A 19,820-nucleotide genomic window follows, 5' to 3' on the forward strand; every position below is an offset into this window, starting at 1 on the left:
CGGGCGCACCAGCGCGACCAACAGGCAGTCTGGAGGCGCGGGGCGGGCCCGCCACGGGCCTCCAGGACCGCACGTGTCGGGTACGGTACGACGCATGCCGGACAGCGCATCGCGCGACCTCCAGCGGACGGGAGTCCGCGCCGTCGTCCGGCGCACCTACCACTCGGTCATCCGGCACCGCGTCGTCGACGCGGCCGCGTCGCTGACGTTCTTCGCGCTGCTGACGGTGTTCCCGACCGCGCTCGCCGTCGTGTCCGCGCTGTCGATCGTCGACCGGAAGGGCGACAGCGTCACCGACATCGTCGAGGTGCTCGGGTTCATCGTCCGGCCGGAGACCGCGTCGCACCTCGAGACACCGCTCCGGCAGCTGCTCACCCTGGACAACCCGTGGCTCGGCTTCACGATCGGCGTCGTGCTGACGCTCTGGTCACTCTCCGGCTACGCGACTGCGTTCGGGCGGGCGATGAACACCGCGTACGAGGTCGAGGAGGGCCGGCGGATCTGGAAGTTCCGCAGCATGATGCTCCTCGTCACGCTGCTCGTCATGGTCGGCGGTGCCGTCGCGATCGTCATCCTGCTCGGCACGCCGACGATCTCCGAGGCCGTGATCCGGCAGCTCGGGTGGGCGCCGTGGATCGACGACGTGTGGAACGTGGTGAAGTGGCCGGTGCTCGCGGCCGACCTCGTGGTGATGGTGGCGGTGCTCTACTACGCGACGCCGAACGTGAAGACCCCGCAGCTGCGGTGGGTGTCCGCCGGTGCCGCGTTCGCGATCGTGACCTGGGCCATCGCCACCATGGGGTTCGCGCTCTACGTGGAGACCCTCGGCGGCGGGAACCGCGCGTACGGGTGGCTCGGCGGCGCGATCCTGCTGCTCGTGTACCTGTACATCTCGAACTTCGTGCTCGTGGTCGGCGGCGAGCTCGACTCCGAGGTGATCCGGATGCGGCAGCTGCTGGCCGGCATCGAGGCGGACGAGTCGATCCGGCTGCCGCTGCGGGACGTCACCCGCAACTTCACGCTCGCGCGCTGGCGGGACCAGGACATCGCGGCCGCGCAGCACGTCCGGGCCGAGGCCGCTCGGGTGGCCGAGGAAGAGGACGCCGAGCCGACCCCGGGCGAGGAGCACCTGCGGGCGATGGCGCAGCAGGTGCGGGTGGGCGAGCGGCCGCTGCCCTGACGCGTGCTCGCATGCGTCGGCGCGCGCGACCGCGGGCGCGGGCCTGCTCGCGCCGCCGTGCTCGGGCCGCCGTGCTCGGGTCAGTGCTTGCGCGCCTCGGCGTCCAGCATCTCCTCGGTGACGATCGGGATGGCCCCCGTCGCCAGCTCGATGCCCGACAGCCGTGCCGGGCTGAGCACCCGCATGACCTGGTCCTCCTCCATCAGGCCGGCGGCCACGACGAGCGTCGAGATCGGCGTCGAGGTGGTCAGCGCCGTGTGCGCGATCGACGCCGCCGCCGCGTACCCGATGTACGGCGTGAGTGCGGTGACGACGCCGACGTTGGTGTCGACCTGAGCCGCGAGCTTCGCCTCGTTCGCCTCGATGCCGACGACGCAGTGCTCGCGCAGGGTCGCGCAGCCGCGGGACATCCACTGCAGCGACTGGAGGATCGAGTGGGCGATGATCGGCTCGAAGGCGTTGAGCTGGAGCTGCCCGCTCTCCGCCGCCATCGTCACCGTGGTGTCCGCGCCGGCGACCGCGTAGGCGATCTGGTTCACGACCTCGGGGATCACCGGGTTGACCTTGCCCGGCATGATCGACGAGCCGGCCTGGCGTGCCGGCAGGGTGATCTCACCGAGGCCCGCCTGCGGTCCGGACGACAGCAGCCGCAGGTCGTTGCAGATCTTCGAGAGCTTCGCGGCGCTCCGCTTCACGGTGCCGGACAGGGTCATGAACGACCCCGCGTCGCTCGTCGCCTCGATGAGGTCGGGAGCGGTGACGACGTCGATGCCGCTCGCCTCCTGCAGCTGGCGGCGGACCTCGTCGCGGTAGAGCGGGTCCGCGGTGATGCCCGTGCCGATCGCCGTCGCACCGAGGTTCATCTCGGCGAGCAGCGGCATCACCTTGCGGAGCAGGTCCGCGTCCTCCTGGATGGTGTGCGAGAACCCGGTGAACTCCTGCCCGAGGGTCATCGGCACCGCGTCCTGCAGCTGGGTCCGGCCGACCTTGAGCACGTCGGCGAAGGCCCGGCCCCGCTCGGCGAACGCCGCGGAGAGCTCCTCGAGCTGCACGATGAGCCGACGGACCCCGAAGATCATCGCGATCTTGATGCTCGTCGGGTACGTGTCGTTGGTCGACTGGCTGCGGTTCACGTGGTCGATCGGGTGCAGGTACGCGTAGTCGCCCCGCTCCCGCCCCAGGAGTTCGAGGGCCCGGTTCGCGAGGACCTCGTTCGTGTTCATGTTCGTGCTCGTCCCCGCGCCGCCCTGCACCACGTCGACGACGAACTGCTCGCGGAGCGCTCCGTCGCGGACCTCCTGCGCCGCCCGGTCGATCGCGTCGGCACGCTCGTCGTCGAGGACACCGATCGCCCGGTTCGCCCGAGCCGCCGCCTGCTTCACGGTGACGAGTGCCTCGATGAGGTCCGGGTACACGGCGATCGGCACGGAGGTGATCGGGAAGTTCTCCAGCGCCCGCAACGTGTTGATGCCCCAGTACGCGTCGTTCGGGACCTCCCGTGATCCCAGCGAGTCGCTCTCGGTCCGCGTCGTCGTCGTCACAGGTGCCTCCTCGTTGCCGGTCACACGTCGAGGCTAGTCCCGTCCGTCCGGCCGGTCCGGGAACGCGCCGGTGCTGGGCCGAGCGGGCGGCGTACCCGTGCGAGCGGGCGGAATGCCTCGGTCGCCTCGGCAACGCACGCTGGCATTTCGCCCACTCGCCCGGGGACGGCCTGGAGGCCCGGTGCCAGGCCGCCACGGGCCTCCCGTCCGACCCGCCCGCGCACTTCGTGAGCAGAAGGGGTCGGGTCCCACCCGGCGACGCGACATCTTCTGCTCACCAAGCGCGCCGCCTGCGCGAGCGGGCGGAATGGCGTGGTCGCCTCCGCCACGCACGGCGGCATTTCTCCGCGCCCGCGACGGCCTGGAGGCCCGGTGCCAGGCCGCCACGGGCCTCCCGTCCGCCCCGCGGTCACGCCCCGGACGCGAGCGGGCGAAATGGCGGGGTAGGCGCGAGCGCGGACGCGGGCATTTCGCCCGCTCGTGCCGCAGGCGCGGCGAACGCGCGCCCGCGCGCGCACTTCGTGAGCAGAAGGGGTCGGGTTCCACACCGCGACGCGACATCTTCTGCTCACCAAGCGCGCCGCCCGCGCGAGCGGGCGAAATGGCGGGGTGGAAGCAGCGGCGGACGCGGGCATTTCGCCCGCTCGTGCCGCAGGCGCGGCGAACGCGCGACGAGTGAGCAGAAAACGCCGGGTCGCGAGGGGCGAACCGGCGTCTTCTGCTCGCTCGGTGAGCGTGCCCGTCAGTGGAACTGCGGGACGATGAGGTAGATGCCGTAGAGCACGACGGCGCCGCACACGACGAAGCACGCGACGGCAGCGGCGCGGAGTGCGCGTGCGGCCGCCGAGGCTCCTGCCGGGTTCGGGAAGCCGGCGGTGGCCGGGCCGATCGTGCCGTCGTCCTTCACGGTGAACTTGCCTTCGCGGGTGTCGGCGGCGCTCCAGAGACGGAGGCCGACCGAGTACACGGCGACGACGAAGCACGACGAGACGACGGCGACGAGCGCCACCGTGAGGAATGCAAACCAGTCGATGCCCATCAGCGACGGCCTCCCTTGCGGGCCGCCATGCGACGGAGCGTGCGCTCGCGGCTCAGTTCGGCGCGACGCTGGGCGACCGCGTCGGCACGCTTCTTGCGCTGCATGTCACGCAGCTCCTTGCGGGTCAGGACCGCGTTCGCGGCGACGTCGACCTCGATCGCGGAGGCCTGCTCGTGCGGCTTGCGGAGCGACCACAGGTACAGGCCGAGGATGACGACGGCACCGATCACGGCGTCGAGCACGAGCCCGATGACGCCGAGGCGGGCGATGCCCGAGGCGACCGCACCGACCGCGGCGGCCGCGGGCAGGGTGATGAACCAGGCGATGACGATCTTGCCGGCGGTCGACCACTGGATCTTCGAGCCGCGGCGGCCGAGCCCGGCGCCGATGATGGAGCCCGAGGACACCTGCGTGGTCGACAGCGCGAAGCCGAGGTGGCTGGAGGCGAGGATCGTCGCTGCGGTCGAGGCCTCGGCGGCGAAGCCCTGCGTCGCACGGATCTCGGTGATGCCCGAGCCGAGGGTGCGGATGATGCGCCAGCCGCCCGTGTAGGTACCGAGGGCGATCGCGAGGGCACAGGCGACGACGACCCAGAACTGCACGCCCTGGTTCGACGACTGCGCGCCCGAGGCGATGAGCGTCAGCGTGATGACACCCATCGTCTTCTGCGCGTCGTTGGTGCCGTGCGCCAGGGACACCATCGAGCTGGTGAAGACCTGCCCGATGCGGAACCCACCGCGCTCGTTCGGGAACACCGGACGCTTCGTGATCCGGTACGCGATGCGCGTCGACAGGAACGACACGAGCGCGGCGATCACGGGCGAGGCGAACGCGGGGATGATCACCACCGTCAGCAGCGCGACGTAGTTGACCGACTGGAACCCGGCACCGACGATCGCGGCACCGATCAGCCCGCCGAACAACGCGTGCGACGACGACGACGGCAGCCCGCGGAGCCACGTGATCATGTTCCAGACGACTGCCCCGATCAGGCCCGCGAAGATCATCTCGGGGCTGATGGCGACGCCACCGGGGCCCTCGTTGATCAACCCGTGCGAGATCGACGTCGCCACGGCGGTGCTGAGGAACGCACCGACCAGGTTGAGCACCGCAGCGACGGTGACCGCCACCTTGGGCTTCATGGCGCCGGTCGCGATCGGGGTCGCCATCGCGTTGGCGGTGTCGTGAAAACCGTTTGTGAAGTCGAAGAAGAGGGCCAACGCGATGACCAGGACGACTATGAGTGTGATGTCCACCGCGGGCAAGTGTCCCAGGCGTCGGCCCTTCGAGCAAACCTGATCGTCCACCTGTTGTTCACCGCAGCTTCACACTCGTTCAGCTTCGGAACCATGCCGATGGGAGAATGCGTCCATGGACACCGCTGAGCTCCTCATCCTGCTGATCGGATCGCTCGCGGTGACGGGGTTCGCCCGAGCCAAGGGACTCCCCGCTCCGCTGCTCGTCACGGCGGTCGCCCTGGCCGCCTCGTTCCTGCCCGGGCTGCCGCCGATGGAGATCGACTCCGAGGTCATCCTCACGGTGATCCTGCCGCCGCTGCTCTACTCGGCGGCCCTCGACGTGTCGTGGCAGAGCTTCCGCGGCTCGATCAAGCAGATCCGACGGCTCGGCATCTTCCTGGTGATCGTCACCGCGCTGGTCGTCGGCGGGGTGGCGTACCTGCTCATCCCGGACATGACCCTGCCGGCGGCGATCCTGCTCGGCGCGATCGTCGCCCCGCCGGACGCGGTGTCCGCAGCCGCGATCGGCCGGAAGCTCGGACTGCCCCGCCGTGTCATGACCGTGCTGTCGGGCGAGAGCCTGATCAACGACGCGGCCTCGCTGACCCTGGTGCGGGTGTTCACGCTCATCATCGCGGGCACGTCGCTGACGATCTGGCAGGACCTCGGCATCTTCGGCCTGGCGATCGGCGTCGGACTGGTCGTCGGCATCGTGCTCGGTGTCGTCGTGCACTGGATCCGGATGCGCATCAACGACCCCGTGGTCGAGACGATCATGAGCATCCTGCTGCCCTTCGTCGCCTACATCCTCGCCGAGGACCTGTCCGGCTCCGGGGTCATCGCGGTCGTCACGGCCGGCCTGTACATCGGCTACAACTCCCCGAAGGAGGGCTACGCCACCCGACTGCAGGAGCGCCCGCTCTGGACGAGCATCGACGTCATCCTCGAGGGCTTCGTGTTCGCGCTCATCGGCCTGCAGCTCAACACCGTCGTGCAGGACCTGGTCGAGAGCGAGCGGAGCCTCGGGCAGACGCTCACCGCTGCGGCCGTCGTGCTCGCGGTGGTGATCCTGGTCCGGCCGCTGTTCGTGTTCGAGTCCTACGCGCGCAACCGCTTCAACGGGAAGTGGCTCCGGCCGCTGCGGATCAAGCTGTCCCGCGGGCACCCGTCGCTGCGCTGGATGCGTGGTTCGGCCGAGCCGAAGCTCAACTGGCGGGAGCTCACCGTCATCTCGTGGACGGGCATGCGCGGTGTGGTGACCCTGGCCGCAGCGGTGTCGGTCGTGGCCAGCCCGACGCAGATCCCGGCGCAGGACACGATCTTCATCATCGCGTTCTTCGTCACCGTCGGCACCCTGCTGCTGCAGGGACTCACCCTGCCGTTCGTCATCCGCGCGCTCAAGGTGCAGGACCCGGCCGAGGGCGAGGAGGACGTGCGCAGTGAGATGCGGCTCAACCAGCGCACCACCGAGGCCGCGATCGAGCTGCTCGAGAAGCGGCGTCCGGCGTGGGCGAAGCAGTACGGCTCGGAAGCCGTCGACTCGGTGGTCAACCGGCTGAAGGCGCGACTCGAGCGTCAGGCCGAGACGTTCCGTCAGGACGCCGAGGAAGAAGAGGACGAGGGGCGGAACGTCGCACTGCGCCTCCGGGGCTCGCAGATCCAGGACATCCGACGCGAGCTCCTCGACCGCCGCCGCGAGATCGTGCTCGAGGAGCGCGAGAAGGGGAACCTCGACGAGGAGGTCATGCGCCGCGTGCTCGTGACCCTCGACGCGGAAGAGCTCGCCATGGACTCGGCGCAGGCGTCGCGCAGTCGCTCCTGAGCACCCCGGGCGTATCCTGGCGCTCCGATCGAGAGCAGGAGCAGAGCGCCGAGTGAGCACGCCGCGGAACGACGTCCCCAGGAACGACGACGGACCGGAGCGCCCCGGCGGTTCCCGTCCCACGCCGCCGAAGCCGCGTGGGACCAGGCCCTCCGCACGTGGGACCAAGCCGCGTCGTGGTGGCAAGGTCGCCGGGCACACGCGTTCGGGACCCCGGCGACAGGCTCCGGTACCGGCACCCCAGCAGCACGGTGCCTACCGCCGGTGGTACTCGACCCTGCACCCGTCACTGCAGCTGATCGGCCTGCAGCTCTGGATGCCGCTGTTCTTCATCGTCGGGTTCTGCCTGTGCTACGTCTTCGCGTTCCACGCCCCGCACCCGCACGACGTCCCGATCGCCCTGATCGGCAGCGACCCGGCGTTCGTGCAGGCGGTGCAGCAGGCGTTGCCGGGCGAGTTCGTGTTCCACACGTACGACTCGCTCGCGCAGGCGAAGCGCGACGTGGTGGGTGGCTCGATGGCGGTCGCGTACGACCCCGCCGCGAACGAGTTCTTCAAGGCGAGCGCGCACCAGTTCCAGGTCGCGAGCCTCGTGCCGGCCACCCTCACCGCGGTGCTGACCGGCCTGGGCGTGGCGACCCCGAAGGTCACCGAGCTCGCACCCCTGCCGGCGTGGGACGAGTACGGCACCGTGGCGATGTACGTCATGCTCGCGTGGTGCATCGGCGGCTACATGGTCGCGATGTTCATCGGCATCATGGGCGGCCCGCTCCGGCACCGCACCCGGATGACGGTCATCGTGGTCGGCGGCCTGGTCATCTCGCTCATCACGAACACGCTCGCCGGGCCCGTGCTCGGCGCCATCCACGGGCACTGGATCCAGCTCGTGCTCATCGCCTGGGGCTGGATCGTGGCGATCGGCCTGGCGGTCAACGGCCTGAGCTACTTCGTCGGCCGGTTCATCGCCGCGCCCGCGATGATCTGCTTCGTCTTCCTGTCCATGCCGTCGTCCGGCGGCGCCTACCCGAAGTGGTTCATGCCCGAGCCCTTCGCCTGGCTGAACAACGTCGTCGTCGGCTCGAGCATGGTCGACATGATCAAGCACCAGGTCTACGGCGTCGGCCCCGGTCCGGCTCGCGGCCTGATCACGATGGCCTGCTACGCCACGGCCGGCCTGGTGCTGATGTACTTCGGCAAGAAGTGGTGGGAGCGCCGACGGATCCGCGCGATCGTCACCGGCCGGACCACGATGTTCCAGGACGCCAACACCGCCAACCGCGAGTTCCTCGGCGGGCAGCGCGACGCCGAGCTCGAGCGCCACGGCCTGACCTCCACCGAGACCGGCACCCTGAGCGTGCTGCGGGACGACGACTGGGAGGACGACCGCACCGGCGGTGACGTCTTCACCGGCGGTCGCGACGGCCTGGAGCCGGACGCGACGCCGACCGGGCGCATCGCCGTGCAGCGCCCCGCGAACCGGAAGGAACCGCGACCGGCGGCGGCTCCGCACGGCAAGCACGCCGACCGCTGACGCGTATCCTGATCGGATGAACCCGCGCATCACCTGGCACCGCGTCCTCATCACCGTCGTCGTCGTGTTCCTCGTGCTGACGGTCGGCTTCTACGCCGCGAGCGTCCTGCTCGCGCCCGCCGACGGCCGCGGCACCGCCGGGCTGTTCGTCGGGTGGGCGATGTTCTCGATGATCGGCGCGATCGTCGTCGGCATCATCGACTTCTTCGTGCGGCCCCTGGGTGGCCGGAGCGGCGACGCCGACGTCATGGCCGCCGCCGAGGAAGCGCGCACCGGCAGCACCCGCACCCAGCAGCCGCGCTAGCAGCAAGCAGCAAGCAGCTACTCACCCACGCCGACACCGACACCCGTCCCGGTGAACCCGGCGACGGTCGCGTCGTCCTCGGCGAACGTGAACCGCGCGCGGACGCTGCCGCCCGCGAGCACCCCCGGCAACCAGTACCGGGCGTCGTCCCACATCGCGTCGTACGGCACGGCGTCGACGGGGATCCACCGCGGCTCGAGTTCGTCGGAGCCCGACGGGTCTCCCTGCCAGCGGCGGCAGACGAAGACGTCCGAGACCTGGGACCAGGACGGTCGGTACGGGAACCGGTAGTCCAACGTGCCACGGGCCTCCAGGTCGACCGCGTCGAGCCGCAGGCCGACCTCTTCACGCACCTCGCGCACGGCGGTCTCGACCGCCGACTCACCGGGCTCCCGCTTGCCGCCGGGGCCGACCAGCCGGCCGGTGCCGAGGCCGCGGCGCTTCTCACCCAGCAGCACCTCGGGGCCTGCCTCGCCGTCGCGCAGCAGGTACACGACCACCACCCGGGGATGCTGGGACTTGCTCTCGTCGCGAAGGGTCACGCGTCCAGTGTGACCGATGGAGTGTCGTACGCTTTTCCCATGGCAGGCGTGCTGCGGGGGCACCATGGCTGAGCCCCGCAGGACCGGGCGCAGCCTCGAAGTGCTGCGCGCCGAGGCCGCCGAGGAGATCTCGATGCTCGTCGAGCACCGGAGCCGTCAGGGCGAGGATCCGTGGGAGTTCATGCCGACGCTCCCCACCGTCGACGAGCAGGTCGTGCTGATCCTGCGTGCGGACGCCGTCGACCTGGACGAGGCGATCGGCAAGCGGCACGCGCAGTGGTCGAGCCACCCGGCGTCCGGGCAGGGCACCCGGCTGGGCGAGGAGTACCACCGGCTGCGCCGGATCGCGCTGCAGCACCCCGAGCTGACGCCCGCCGTGTGGAAGCTGCTGGGCGCGCTGCCCGAAGCCGGCTGAGCTGCGGTTGGATGGACGCATGACCGAAACCGTGCTCGCCGTCCTCAACCAGCCCTCCCGCGACGCTGCGCCGCACGACCCCGCGGCCGACGCCTTCACCTGGGCGAAGCCGCTCGAGGAGCACGTGCAGGTGCAGGACCTCGGCGTCACGCGCGGCGACGGCGTGTTCGAGACGATCACGGTGATCGACGGTCGGCCCCAGGCCCTCGAGGCGCACCTCGCCCGCTTCGGCCGCTCCGCCGCGATGCTTGACCTGCCCGCGCCCGACCCGGAGGCCTGGCGCCAGGCCATCGAGGCCGTCTGCGCCCGGCTCGACCCGGTGCGCGAGGCCTTCGCCAAGACCGTCCTGACCCGCGGCGTCGAGGGCACCGACCGCCCGACCGGGTGGGTCTACGCGGCGCCGTCGGGCGACTCCACGGCCGCACGCACCGAGGGCATCTCCGTCGTCGTCCTGGACCGCGGGTACCGGCACGACGTCGAGCGCACCTCGCCGTGGCTGCTGCAGGGCGCGAAGACGCTGTCGTACGGCGTCAACATGGCCGCCCTGCGCGAAGCCGTCCGCCGCGGCGCCGACGACGCCCTGTTCGTCTCGAGCGACGGATACGTGCTCGAGGGCACGCGCGCCAACCTGATCATGAAGGTCGGCGACCGGCTCGTCACGCCCCGCACCGACATCGGGATCCTGGCCGGCACGACGCAGGCCGACGTGTTCCGCTTCGCCGAGCAGGAGGGCATCGAGACCGCCTACGAACTCGTCACCCTCGCCGACCTGGCAGCGGCGGACGCGCTCTGGCTCGTGTCGAGCGTGCGGCAGGCTGCGCCGATCCGCTCGGTGAACGGCGACGCGCGTCCGATCGACGCCGAGCTCACGACGCACATCAACGACTTCCTGCTGGCGCGCGAGGTCTGAGCACGCGGCGCCCCCGGCGCAACGGCCTGGAGGCCCGGATCGCGACTCGCAGGCACGTCGCGATCCGGGCCTCCCGGCTCTGCGCCCGCTACCAGCGCGGCGTGGTGACGCCGGCTCCGTCGGCCCACGCGAAGACGGGCTTGCCGTCGATCCAGACGCGCGTCGCGCGGCTGGTCGCGTCGAGCGGGTCGCCGTCCCACAGCACGAGGTCGGCGTCGTAGCCCTCGGCCAGGCGACCGACGCGGTCCCCGAACCCGAGGAACTCGGCCGGGTTGACGGTGAGCGCCTCGAGTGCGGTCTGGGCGGGCAGGCCCTCCTTCACGGCAGCGGTCGCCTGGTCGACGAGCATGTTGATCGGCACGACCGGCGCGTCCGTCGTGATGGCGACCCGGACCCCGGCCGCCGCGATGGTGGCGAGGTTCGGGATGCCGCGGTCGCGGAGCTCGACCTTCGAGCGGCTGGTGAAGAGCGGGCCGTAGATGACCGGGATGTCCTTGGCGGCCAGCACGTCGGCGATCTTGTGCGCCTCGGTGCCGTGGTTCACGACGAGCCGGTAGCCGAACTCCTCGGACAGGCGGATCGCGGTGGCGATGTCGTCGTGGCGGTGGGTGTGCTGGTCCCAGACGAGTTCGCCGTCGAGCACCCGGACGAGCGTCTCCTTCGTCAGGTCGCGGGCGAACGGCTCGTCCTTCGCGGCTGCGGCGTCGCGGGCGGCCTTGTAGTTCTGCGCCTCCACGAAGGCGTCGCGGATGATCTTCGCGACACCGAGCCGGGTCGAGGGCGTCTGGCCCTTGCCGCCGTAGACGCGCTTCGGGTTCTCGCCGAGGGCGCTCTTCACGCTCACCGAGTCGGAGATGAGCTGCTCGTCGATCGTCCGGCCGCCCCAGGTCTTGATGGCGACGCTCTGCCCGCCGATCGGGTTGCCGGAGCCGGGCTTGACGACGATGCTCGTGATCCCGCCGGCCAGGGCGTCCCGGAAGCCCTCGTCGTCGATGTCGATCGCGTCGATCGCGCGGACGCCGGCCATGTTCGGGGCGGTCATCTCGTTCGTGTCGTTGCCGGCCTCGCCGTTGGCCTCCTCGTGGATGCCGACGTGGCCGTGCGCCTCGACGAAGCCGGGGACGAGCCACGAACCCACGGCGTCGATGACCGTCATCCCCTCGGGCGGGGTGACGTCCGGACCGATCGCGGTGATCCGGCCGTCCTCGACGACGACCGCGCCGCCGTCGAAGGCTGGAGCGGAGACGGGGACGACGTGGGCACCGGTGATCGCGAAGGAGTTGCTCATGGCACCAACGGTACGCGGGGGGGTGCAGGCGGCGGCGGTCGGGTGGGCGAAATACCGTTTCCTGGCGTCGAGCGTCCGGGTGGCTCTACCGTCGCGGGATGGCACACCGGAGCGACACCTGGCCCACACACGACAGCACCGAGCGACCGTGGCGGAGCACCGTCCGCGGGTGCCGTGACGACCGACTGGTGACGACCGTGCGGGCGTCACTGCCCCCGTCCATCGCGAGGGCTCGGTGGACACCCGACGACGACACCGTCGCGCTGCTCGACCGGAGCGCAGCGGCCCTGCGCGGCCTCGACGTCCACCACGGCTCGCGGCTCGCACCGCTCGGGTCCGTGCTCGGCCGGACCGAAGCCGTCGCGTCGTCGCGGATCGAGGACGAGTCCGCGACCATCGACGACCTGGCGCGGGCCCTCGTCGGCATCCGGGCGAACGCGGGCGCCACCGCGGTCGTCCGGGCCGGCGGCGCCGTCGAGCACCTGGTGTCCGGAGCGGACTCAGGCACCGTCACCGAGTCGTCCCTGCTCGAGGCACACCGCCTGCTGATGCGCGACGATCCGGTCGACGGACGGTACGCCGGCCGGTACCGCGAGGTGCAGAACTGGATCGGCGGCGGCGCCACACCCCGCGACGCCGTCCACGTGCCACCGCCGCCCGAGCTCGTGGCACCGCTGATGGCCGACCTGTTCGCGTTCGTGCACCGCGTGGACCTGCACCCGATCGCGCAGGCGGCGATCGCCCACGCGCAGTTCGAGTCGATCCACCCGTTCACCGACGGCAACGGCCGGATCGGGCGGGCGCTGATCGGTGCCGTGCTGCGGCGACGCGGGGTGACCACGACGGTCACGGCACCGGTGGCCACCGCGCTCGCGGCTGACCGGCTGCGGTACTTCCGACACCTGGAGCAGTACCGCGACGGCCGGGTCACGGGGTTCGTGGTCGACCTGGCCCTGGCGATCGGGACCGTGTGCGACGAGGCGACGCTGAGCGCCCTGCTGCTCGCCGAGCACGACGCCGACCGATACGCCGGCCCCTGCGCCTCGGGCCCGCACGCCGTGGTCGGCCGTGCGCTCGCCGACGACCCCGTCCTGACCGAAGAGCACCTGGACACCCTGCTCACCGCCGACGACGTCGAGCGTGTCACGCACGACCTGGTGCTGGCGGGAGTGCTCCGTCCGGTCACCGGTCGTCGCCGCGACCGCGCGTGGGTCGCACCCGCCGTGGTCGCCGAGCTCGAGGCGTTCGAGCAGCGCGTGCAGGCGGCAGTGGGCGGCCGCGAGCGCACGGCGGCCTGACCGGGGGTGCGGACGAATAGGGTGGGACGGTGAGCAACGAGCACACCGCATCCACCCCGCCCAGCGCCGCCAAGCGGCCCGTGACACGGACCCACCACGGCATCGACTTCGTCGACGACTACGAGTGGCTGCGGGACAAGGAATCCCCCGACACCCTGGCGTACCTCGAAGCCGAGAACGCCCACACCGACGCCGCGACCGCGCACCTCGCGCCGCTGCGGGACCGCATCTTCGCCGAGGTGAAGAGCCGCGTGCAGGAGACCGACCTCTCGGTGCCCGTCCGCATGGGCGACTGGTGGTACTTCACCCGCACCGCCGAGGGCAGCCAGTACGGCGTGCACTGCCGCGTGCCCGTCGCCGGCCCCGACGACTGGACGCCGCCCGCCGTCGTCGAGGGCGAGTCGACGCTCCCCGGCGAGCAGGTGGTCCTCGACGGCAACGCCCTGGCCGACGGCCACGAGTTCTTCTCTCTCGGCACCTACGACATCAGCGACGACGGCACCCGCCTGGTCTACGGCATCGACGTCGAGGGTGACGAGCGGTACACCCTGCACGTGCGCGACCTGGCCTCGGGGACCGACCTCGGCGACGCCATCCCGAACACCGGGGCCGGCGCCACGTTCGACCCGGCCGGCCGCTACGTGTTCTACCCCACGGTCGACGAGTCCTGGCGTCCGGACAAGATCTGGCGCCACACGGTCGGCACCGCGGCGTCCGAGGACGTCCTGGTGTTCGAGGAGCCCGACGACCGCTACTGGGTCGGTGTCGGTGTCACCCGCTCCTCGCAGTACATCGTCATCGAGCTCGGCTCGAAGATCACGTCCGAGGCGCACGTCCTCGACGCCGCGGACCCCACCGGTGAGTTCCAGGTCGTCTGGCCCCGCCGCGAGGGCGTCGAGTACGAGATCGAGCACGCCATCGTCGGCGGCAGCGACCGGTTCCTGGTGCTGCACAACGAGGGCGCCGAGAACTTCGAGCTGGTCGACGTCCCCGCCGACGACCCGACGTCCGAGCGTGACCGCCGCGTCGTCGTGGCGCACCACACCGAGCGCCGCATCGAGTCGGTCGACGCCTTCGCCGGGCACCTCGCCCTGGAGTACCGCTCCGAGGCGCTCCCCCGCGTCGCGATCATCCCGATCGAGGGCGACGGCTACGGCGACGCGCACGAGGTCCCCTTCGACGAAGCACTGTTCTCGGCGGGTCTCGGCGGCAACCCGGAGTGGGAGCAGCCGACGCTCCGCATCGGGTACACGTCGTTCGTGACCCCCTCCGAGGTCAGCGACCTCGACCTGGCCACCGGCGAGGTCACCGTCCTGAAGCGCCAGCCCGTGCTCGGCGGCTACGACCCGGCCGACTACGTGCAGGAGCGCGACTGGGCGACCGCGTCGGACGGCACCCGCGTGCCGATCTCGCTCGTCTGGCGTCGTGACGCCGTCGAGGACGGCACCCCGGCGCCGCTGCACCTGTACGGCTACGGCTCGTACGAGCACTCGATCGACCCCGGCTTCAGCGTCATGCGCCTGTCGATGCTCGACCGCGGTGTCGTCTTCGCCGTCGCACACGTCCGCGGTGGCGGTGAGCTCGGTCGGCACTGGTACGAGAACGGCAAGACCCTGACGAAGAAGAACACCTTCACCGACTTCGTCGCGGTCGCCGAGCACCTGATCGAGTCCGGCCGGACGAGCGCCGACCGACTCGTGGCCGAGGGCGGCAGCGCGGGCGGGCTCCTGATGGGTGCGGTCGCCAACCTCGCCCCCGAGCGGTTCGCCGGCATCCTGGCCGCAGTGCCGTTCGTCGATGCGCTGACGAGCATCCTCGACCCGGACCTGCCCCTCACCGTCATCGAGTGGGACGAGTGGGGCGACCCGCTGCACGACGCCGAGGTCTACCGCTACATGAGCGAGTACACCCCGTACGAGAACGTCCGCGACGACGTGCAGTACCCGCAGATCCTCGCCGTGACCTCGATCAACGACACCCGCGTGCTCTACGTCGAGCCCGCGAAGTGGACCGCGAAGCTCCGCGAGGTCGGCGCTCCGGTGCTGCTGAAGACCGAGATGTCCGCCGGGCACGGTGGCGTCAGCGGTCGCTACGCGTCATGGAAGGAGCGGGCGTTCGAACTCGCCTGGCTGCTCGACGTGCTCGGGCTCGCCGACGAGACGCCCGCCGCCGCGACCGCCAACCCCATCGCCGCGGGCTGAGCCGACCCGCGCACTTCGTGAGCAGAAGAGGTCGGGTCCGAACGCGGGACCCGACCTCTTCTGCTCACCAAGCGAACAGCGGCGCTCACACGCGGTTGAGCGCGTGCACCGCCTCGTCGTAGGACTCCTCGGCCAGGCGCACCCGGTCCCCCGCGAGCACCCCGTACCCGAAGGTGCCCTCACCCCCGCGCTCCGCGATCGCCGCGTTCGCCCGCAGGATGTCGAGGGCGTGCAGGGACCGCACCCGTTCGGTCAGCACGTCGGCGGCGGTGCCGATCCGCTTCCACAGCGCATGCGGGAACGCGTCGTCGCCGAGCACGTCCATCGCCATCCGGGCGCGCATCGTCTCCTGCCACGCGGCCTCGGTGGTGGTACGGTCGGCGGCCTCGCGCTCGGCAGCGGTGTCAGAGGTGTCGTCGGCGACGGCGGCCCGGACGAGTTCGCGCACGCGCGGCTTCACGTCGGCGCCGACGTCCTGTGCGACCTGCTTCGGTGCGCGGAGCGACCACGCCGTCGGCACCGGTCGCTCGGCCGCGTCGTCGAGGGCGTCGAGCAGTTCGAGGAACGGCTCGCCGTGCAGGAACGCGACGACGTCCCGCACCGCCTGGTCGCGACGTTCCCGGGTCGAGGCGAGGATGCGCTCACGGGTCATCGCGTCGACCAGGTCGTCCTGCGCCGGCGACGACGCCCGCGGCAGCCGGTCGATCAGGTACTCGGCCAGCGCGGCACGCGCTGTGACGGCCGCCAGGCCGTCCGCCGCCTCCGCGGCGCGGTCGACGGCCTCGCCGTCGGGGAACGCCGGGCGGTAGGCGCCCAGGATCGCGGCGATCTCGAGGGTGGTGTCGGCCGCCTGCCGGAGGTCGGCCGTGTCGCCGGAGCGGAGCCGGGCCTCCTGGCCGAGCAGCGCGACGCGCAGCTTGCGCACCCGCTTCGCCAGGATGCGTGCGGTCGTGCCCTTGGCCGGCTTCTCCTCGGTCTGGAGGCGCGGTGCCGGTGCTCCTGCCAGCCCGCGTGCCAGCTTGGACGCGACGGCGGCGGGGCCGGCGCCGACGGCCGCGAAGCGTCCGTCGAGGGCCGCGAACAGCTCGTGGGCGATCTGCGGGTCGACGCCGTCGACGGTCTCGACCTCGACCTCGCGCCAGGTGCGCGGGGTCTCGGGGGCGTCGTCGTCGAGACGCTGTGCGGTGACCTGGTCGTCGGCGAGCTCGGCGATCTGGTCGCCGTCCTCGTCGAGCAGTCGGGTGACGGTGCGGGTGGTCGTGATCCGGACGACGGGACGCAGCCCGCGGCCACGACGCTCCGTGAAGAGCGCGGCGAGGACCTCGTCGGGCACCGTGTCGGCGTCGTCGGTCAGGGGGAACTGCTGCTCGTGGCGGACCGTGTCCGACTCCGAGCGCTTGATGTGCCAGCCGGCGTCGGGGCCACCCGTGCGACGGCGCACGGTCACCCGCGCGGCCACCAGGTCGTACCGCTCGGTGTCCCAGTAGGTCGCGTCCAGTTCGAACGGCTCCTGGTGCTCGGTGCGGAGGATGCCGCCCGCGCCGACGAGGTCGGGGAGGGCACCGCCCTCGGCCAGGTCGTAGGTGCGCTCGATCTCGAGGTGCGTGTGGCTCACACGCTCTTGTCTACCAGGCACTGCGGGGTTTCCCCGCACCCGGGGTTAGCCTGCAGGGATGAGCGACACGATCACCCGCGAGCAGTTCACGCCCGAAGCCGGCGGCGTCACGATGTTCACCACCACGTGGTGCGGCTACTGCGCCCGGCTGAAGAACCAGATGTCGAAGGCCGGGGTGCCCTTCACCGAGGTCGACATCGAGCAGACCCCCGGTACCGCCGAGCTCGTCGCCGAGGTCAACGGCGGCAACCAGACCGTGCCGACGCTGGTGTTCCCCGACGGCTCGACTGCGACCAACCCGTCCCTGGCCGAGGTGCAGTCCCGCATCTGAGCGGCGGCCCTCCGCAAAACACCGGTGTTCACGCTCCGAACACGCGCATGACGCGGTTCAGAGTGCGAACACCGGTGTCTTGCTGTCAGCGCCGGACGCGCCGAGCTAGCCGCCGAGCGCCTCGGTCAGCAGCGCAGCCATCGCGTCGAGCTGGATGTCACCGGAGTCGACGACCTCTTCGTCCGAACCGTCGAGCGCGCGGGCGGCCAGGGACGCCTTCGAGTCGATGAGCTCGGCGATCTTGGTGTCGATCGTCTGCGCGGCGATGATGCGCCACGCGGTGACGGGCTCTTCCTGCCCGATGCGGTGCACACGGTCGATCGCCTGGGTCTGCTCGGCGCTCGTCCACGACAGCTCAGCGAGCACGACGTTCGACGACACCTGCAGGTTCAGACCGACACCGGCCGCGGTCAGCGAGCAGACGATGACGGCGACGTCGGGGTCGTTCACGAATGAGTCGATCTCGGCCGTGCGCTGCGTCGGGGTCTGGTCGCCGCGGATCGTGGCGGTGCGCAGGCCGCGACGGGCGAACACCTCTTCCGCCTGGTCCATCACGTCGAGGTGCTTCGCGAAGAACACGACCTTGCCGACGTTCGAGGCGAGCTGTGCCGCGTAGTCGGCCGCGAGCTGGGCCTTGGCCCGGCCGATGCGGCGGACCATCGAGAACACGTTCTCGCCGGTCGACGAGGCGTCCTGGTCCTCGAGCTCCCAGCGCGCGACCTGGCGGACCAGCTTGTGGTCGATGCCGACGACCGGGTCCTGCCCGGTGCGGGCGTCGAGCGCCTGGTGGTAGCGGCGGACGAGCTTCGCGGTGAGCTCGCGCTCGGCGTCGCGGATGGAGCGGCCCTCGTCACCGTCGAGCTCGACGGGGATGTCGGCGATCCGGCGGGCGGGGATGTCCGCGGCGACGTCGACCTTGCGGCGTCGGACGATGCCCTGGTCGATGACGGCACGGCGGGCCTCGACGAAGAAGCCGGGGTCGGCCGGCGTCAGGCCGATCTCCTCGAGCTCGTTCATGAGCTTCGCGCGCGGCTTCTTGTCGTCGATCCAGCCGAGGTACTCCCAGATGGTGCGGAAGTCCTCGACCGAGTTGATCAGCGGGGTACCGGTCAGCGCCATGAGCAGCGGCGTGGCGGTGCGCTGCCGGATGCGCTCGGCGATCTGCAGCACGAACCGGGCGCGCTGCGAGTCCTTGTTCTTGATGAAGTGCGCCTCGTCGACGACCATCCCCTTGAACCCGAAGTTGCCGAGCCACCCGGCGTGCCGGTCGAGGATCTCGTAGTTCACGATGACGATGTCGGCGAACCCGTCGAGGTCGTTGCCGTCCCCGTGGATCACCGTGGCGCGGTGGTTCGGCACCCAGCGCTCGGCTTCACGCGCCCAGTTCGTCTTGACGACGTTCGGCACGACGACGAGCAGCGGGAACGCGTTCGCGGCGTCGGCGGCGAGCAGCGACTGTGCGGTCTTGCCGAGGCCGGGCTCGTCGGCGAGCAGGAACGTGCGGTGCCCCTGCGATGCAGCGGCGACGAGTTCTGCCTGGTGCTTCATGAGCGTGGTGCCCGAGCGCGAGTGCAGCGTCGTGGGCTCCGGCAGCGGCATCGTCGCCGCTCCCCCGCCCGCGCCGTACTCGAACGACTTGAACAGCGGCCCGAACAGTTCCCAGTTCGCCAGGCGACGCGGGTGCGCGACGGGCTGGTCGGCGAGGGCGAAGTCCGGTGGCATGAAGGGGTTCGCCAGCTGGCGCTGCACGACCGCCTGCGGCACGACGGCCCGCACCGGGGTCTCGACGACCGCGGCGGGCTCGGACGCGATGACGAGGTCCTCCGGCTGCAGTTCCATGCCGCCGGCGATCATCATGTCGCGCTTGACCGCACGCGTCGCCTCGGACACCTGGACCTCTTCGGCGAGGAGCTGGATGACGCTGGTGTCGCGCGCAGCCGTCTTCGCCAGGATCGTGGCCACGCCGTCGAGCCGCTTGAGCTGCTCGGCGCGCTGCGCGTCGGTGAGCTCCGAGTCGGCCTTCACCCGCGCGCGCTCTTCGCGCATGAGCAGGGCGACCGCCTGGAACTTCGTCCGGTTCGATGCCTTGAGCGGTCCGCGCTGCGCCGCCGCCTCGACCTCGCGCACAGCGCGGGCGAGGACGGGGATGACGCCGTCGTTGTCCAGCGGCCTGGTGCGACGTGACGCGGTCCGCGTCCCGCCGGCAGCACGCCGGGTGCCTGATCGAGCCAACGCTCCTCCTGTTCCGCCCACACGTCGGGGCGATCCGCCCGTGGGGCGGGAAGTCCTGCACCGGTGCCTGGCGCGGCTCCGGTTCAGCTGCGGGCCACCGTGGCCCACCGCATCGCCGGTCCCCGCATCGGGACGTCCGGTGGACTCCCGCGAGCCGTTCCACACGAGCACCTGCCGGGAGCAGGTTCGGACGGTCCGCGCCGGGATCCGGCGTCGTCACACGCACGTGATGCCCCCTCGGGGCGGTCACGGCCCGGTCCCCGCGTCGATCAAGTGATCGACGGCTGCGTCCGGAATCGACGCGGCACGCGGGAACGCGGTGCGTGCGCGGTC

The 19,820-nt window shown here is 71.3% G+C and carries 16 protein-coding genes; 9 read left to right on the plus strand and 7 right to left on the minus strand.

Features of this window, described 5'->3' with window-relative positions; all coding sequences use genetic code 11:
- The first annotated feature begins 94 nt into the window (after nucleotides 1-94).
- Nucleotides 95-1,180: a YihY/virulence factor BrkB family protein gene (locus DEJ21_RS06670; protein ID WP_111224104.1), complete on the plus strand. Its 1,086-nt coding sequence runs from the start codon at nucleotides 95-97 to the stop codon at nucleotides 1,178-1,180.
- 80 nt (nucleotides 1,181-1,260) lie between these two features.
- Here DEJ21_RS06670 and DEJ21_RS06675 read toward each other — a convergent pair whose 3' ends face one another.
- The 3 genes from DEJ21_RS06675 to DEJ21_RS06685 all read right to left on the minus strand — a co-directional run bounded on the left by DEJ21_RS06675 (nucleotide 1,261) and on the right by DEJ21_RS06685 (nucleotide 5,016).
- A complete protein-coding gene (locus tag DEJ21_RS06675) occupies nucleotides 1,261-2,721 on the minus strand; it encodes an aspartate ammonia-lyase (protein WP_258374900.1) in 1,461 nt (486 codons plus the stop codon).
- A gap of 742 nt (nucleotides 2,722-3,463) precedes the next feature.
- Complete coding sequence (locus DEJ21_RS06680) at nucleotides 3,464-3,760, minus strand: hypothetical protein (RefSeq protein ID WP_111023187.1); 297 nt, start codon at nucleotides 3,758-3,760, stop codon at nucleotides 3,464-3,466.
- The gene (locus tag DEJ21_RS06685) at nucleotides 3,760-5,016 is read right to left on the minus strand and encodes an inorganic phosphate transporter (RefSeq protein WP_035807670.1); all 1,257 of its coding nucleotides are present in this window, start codon (nucleotides 5,014-5,016) and stop codon (nucleotides 3,760-3,762) included. Before DEJ21_RS06685 ends, DEJ21_RS06680 begins: the two co-directional genes overlap by 1 nt.
- Before the next feature lie 115 nt (nucleotides 5,017-5,131).
- On the opposite strand from DEJ21_RS06685, the gene DEJ21_RS06690 reads away from it, so the two are divergent.
- Genes DEJ21_RS06690 through DEJ21_RS06700 form a run of 3 tightly spaced genes read left to right on the plus strand, consistent with a single transcriptional unit; the run spans nucleotide 5,132 to nucleotide 8,655 of the window.
- A complete protein-coding gene (locus DEJ21_RS06690) occupies nucleotides 5,132-6,820 on the plus strand; it encodes a sodium:proton antiporter (protein WP_027464738.1) in 1,689 nt (562 codons plus the stop codon).
- Nucleotides 6,821-6,872: 52 nt separating this feature from the next.
- Nucleotides 6,873-8,351: an ABC transporter permease gene (locus DEJ21_RS06695; protein WP_111038860.1), complete on the plus strand. Its 1,479-nt coding sequence runs from the start codon at nucleotides 6,873-6,875 to the stop codon at nucleotides 8,349-8,351.
- A 16-nt stretch (nucleotides 8,352-8,367) separates the two neighbouring features.
- Nucleotides 8,368-8,655 carry a hypothetical protein gene (locus DEJ21_RS06700; protein WP_027464737.1) on the plus strand — a complete coding sequence of 96 codons (288 nt, stop codon included), beginning with the start codon at nucleotides 8,368-8,370 and terminating at the stop codon, nucleotides 8,653-8,655.
- Between the two features lie 17 nt (nucleotides 8,656-8,672).
- On the opposite strand, the gene DEJ21_RS06705 is transcribed toward DEJ21_RS06700, so the two are convergent.
- On the minus strand, nucleotides 8,673-9,197 hold the full coding sequence (locus DEJ21_RS06705) for an 8-oxo-dGTP diphosphatase (protein ID WP_181435804.1): 525 nt from the start codon (nucleotides 9,195-9,197) through the stop codon (nucleotides 8,673-8,675).
- 64 nt (nucleotides 9,198-9,261) lie between these two features.
- Here DEJ21_RS06705 and DEJ21_RS06710 point away from each other — a divergent pair, with 64 nt between their 5' ends.
- Entirely contained in the window at nucleotides 9,262-9,612 is a 351-nt protein-coding gene (locus DEJ21_RS06710; protein WP_027464736.1) for a tryptophan synthase subunit alpha, read from the plus strand.
- A gap of 19 nt (nucleotides 9,613-9,631) precedes the next feature.
- A complete protein-coding gene (locus DEJ21_RS06715) occupies nucleotides 9,632-10,522 on the plus strand; it encodes an aminodeoxychorismate lyase (RefSeq protein WP_111224107.1) in 891 nt (296 codons plus the stop codon).
- Between the two features lie 88 nt (nucleotides 10,523-10,610).
- Here DEJ21_RS06715 and DEJ21_RS06720 read toward each other — a convergent pair whose 3' ends face one another.
- Nucleotides 10,611-11,810, minus strand: coding sequence for an amidohydrolase (locus DEJ21_RS06720; RefSeq protein ID WP_111224108.1), 1,200 nt, complete (start codon nucleotides 11,808-11,810; stop codon nucleotides 10,611-10,613).
- A 98-nt stretch (nucleotides 11,811-11,908) separates the two neighbouring features.
- Here DEJ21_RS06720 and DEJ21_RS06725 point away from each other — a divergent pair, with 98 nt between their 5' ends.
- Together DEJ21_RS06725 and DEJ21_RS06730 are read left to right on the plus strand one after the other, a co-directional pair.
- Nucleotides 11,909-13,108, plus strand: a complete 1,200-nt coding sequence (locus DEJ21_RS06725) for a Fic family protein (RefSeq protein WP_111224109.1) — start codon at nucleotides 11,909-11,911, stop codon at nucleotides 13,106-13,108.
- Between the two features lie 29 nt (nucleotides 13,109-13,137).
- Nucleotides 13,138-15,309 carry a S9 family peptidase gene (locus DEJ21_RS06730; protein ID WP_111224110.1) on the plus strand — a complete coding sequence of 724 codons (2,172 nt, stop codon included), beginning with the start codon at nucleotides 13,138-13,140 and terminating at the stop codon, nucleotides 15,307-15,309.
- Between the two features lie 85 nt (nucleotides 15,310-15,394).
- Here the strand turns inward: DEJ21_RS06730 and DEJ21_RS06735 are convergent, their stop codons facing one another.
- Complete coding sequence (locus tag DEJ21_RS06735) at nucleotides 15,395-16,924, minus strand: CYTH domain-containing protein (protein ID WP_181435805.1); 1,530 nt, start codon at nucleotides 16,922-16,924, stop codon at nucleotides 15,395-15,397.
- A gap of 58 nt (nucleotides 16,925-16,982) precedes the next feature.
- On the opposite strand from DEJ21_RS06735, the gene DEJ21_RS06740 reads away from it, so the two are divergent.
- Entirely contained in the window at nucleotides 16,983-17,255 is a 273-nt protein-coding gene (locus DEJ21_RS06740) for a mycoredoxin (RefSeq protein ID WP_071405571.1), read from the plus strand.
- 105 nt (nucleotides 17,256-17,360) lie between these two features.
- Here the strand turns inward: DEJ21_RS06740 and DEJ21_RS06745 are convergent, their stop codons facing one another.
- Nucleotides 17,361-19,487 (minus strand): DEAD/DEAH box helicase, encoded by a 2,127-nt coding sequence (locus DEJ21_RS06745; RefSeq protein ID WP_181435806.1) that lies wholly within the window; start codon nucleotides 19,485-19,487, stop codon nucleotides 17,361-17,363.
- Nucleotides 19,488-19,820 lie beyond the last annotated feature (333 nt).

The sequence above is a fragment of the Curtobacterium sp. MCSS17_006 genome (genome assembly GCF_003234215.1).
Taxonomy (GTDB): Bacteria; Actinomycetota; Actinomycetes; order Actinomycetales; family Microbacteriaceae; genus Curtobacterium; species Curtobacterium flaccumfaciens.

Excerpts from the sequence above, each read along its gene's own strand:
- DEJ21_RS06725 (WP_111224109.1), top strand. The coding sequence starts at position 11,909 with ATGGCACACCGGAGCGACACCTGGCCCACACACGACAGCACCGAGCGA.
- DEJ21_RS06710 (WP_027464736.1), top strand. The coding sequence starts at position 9,262 with ATGGCTGAGCCCCGCAGGACCGGGCGCAGCCTCGAAGTGCTGCGCGCC.
- DEJ21_RS06720 (WP_111224108.1), bottom strand. The coding sequence starts at position 11,810 with ATGAGCAACTCCTTCGCGATCACCGGTGCCCACGTCGTCCCCGTCTCC.
- DEJ21_RS06715 (WP_111224107.1), top strand. The coding sequence starts at position 9,632 with ATGACCGAAACCGTGCTCGCCGTCCTCAACCAGCCCTCCCGCGACGCT.
- DEJ21_RS06670 (WP_111224104.1), top strand. The coding sequence starts at position 95 with ATGCCGGACAGCGCATCGCGCGACCTCCAGCGGACGGGAGTCCGCGCC.
- DEJ21_RS06690 (WP_027464738.1), top strand. The coding sequence starts at position 5,132 with ATGGACACCGCTGAGCTCCTCATCCTGCTGATCGGATCGCTCGCGGTG.
- DEJ21_RS06700 (WP_027464737.1), top strand. The coding sequence starts at position 8,368 with ATGAACCCGCGCATCACCTGGCACCGCGTCCTCATCACCGTCGTCGTC.
- DEJ21_RS06680 (WP_111023187.1), bottom strand. The coding sequence starts at position 3,760 with ATGGGCATCGACTGGTTTGCATTCCTCACGGTGGCGCTCGTCGCCGTC.
- DEJ21_RS06740 (WP_071405571.1), top strand. The coding sequence starts at position 16,983 with ATGAGCGACACGATCACCCGCGAGCAGTTCACGCCCGAAGCCGGCGGC.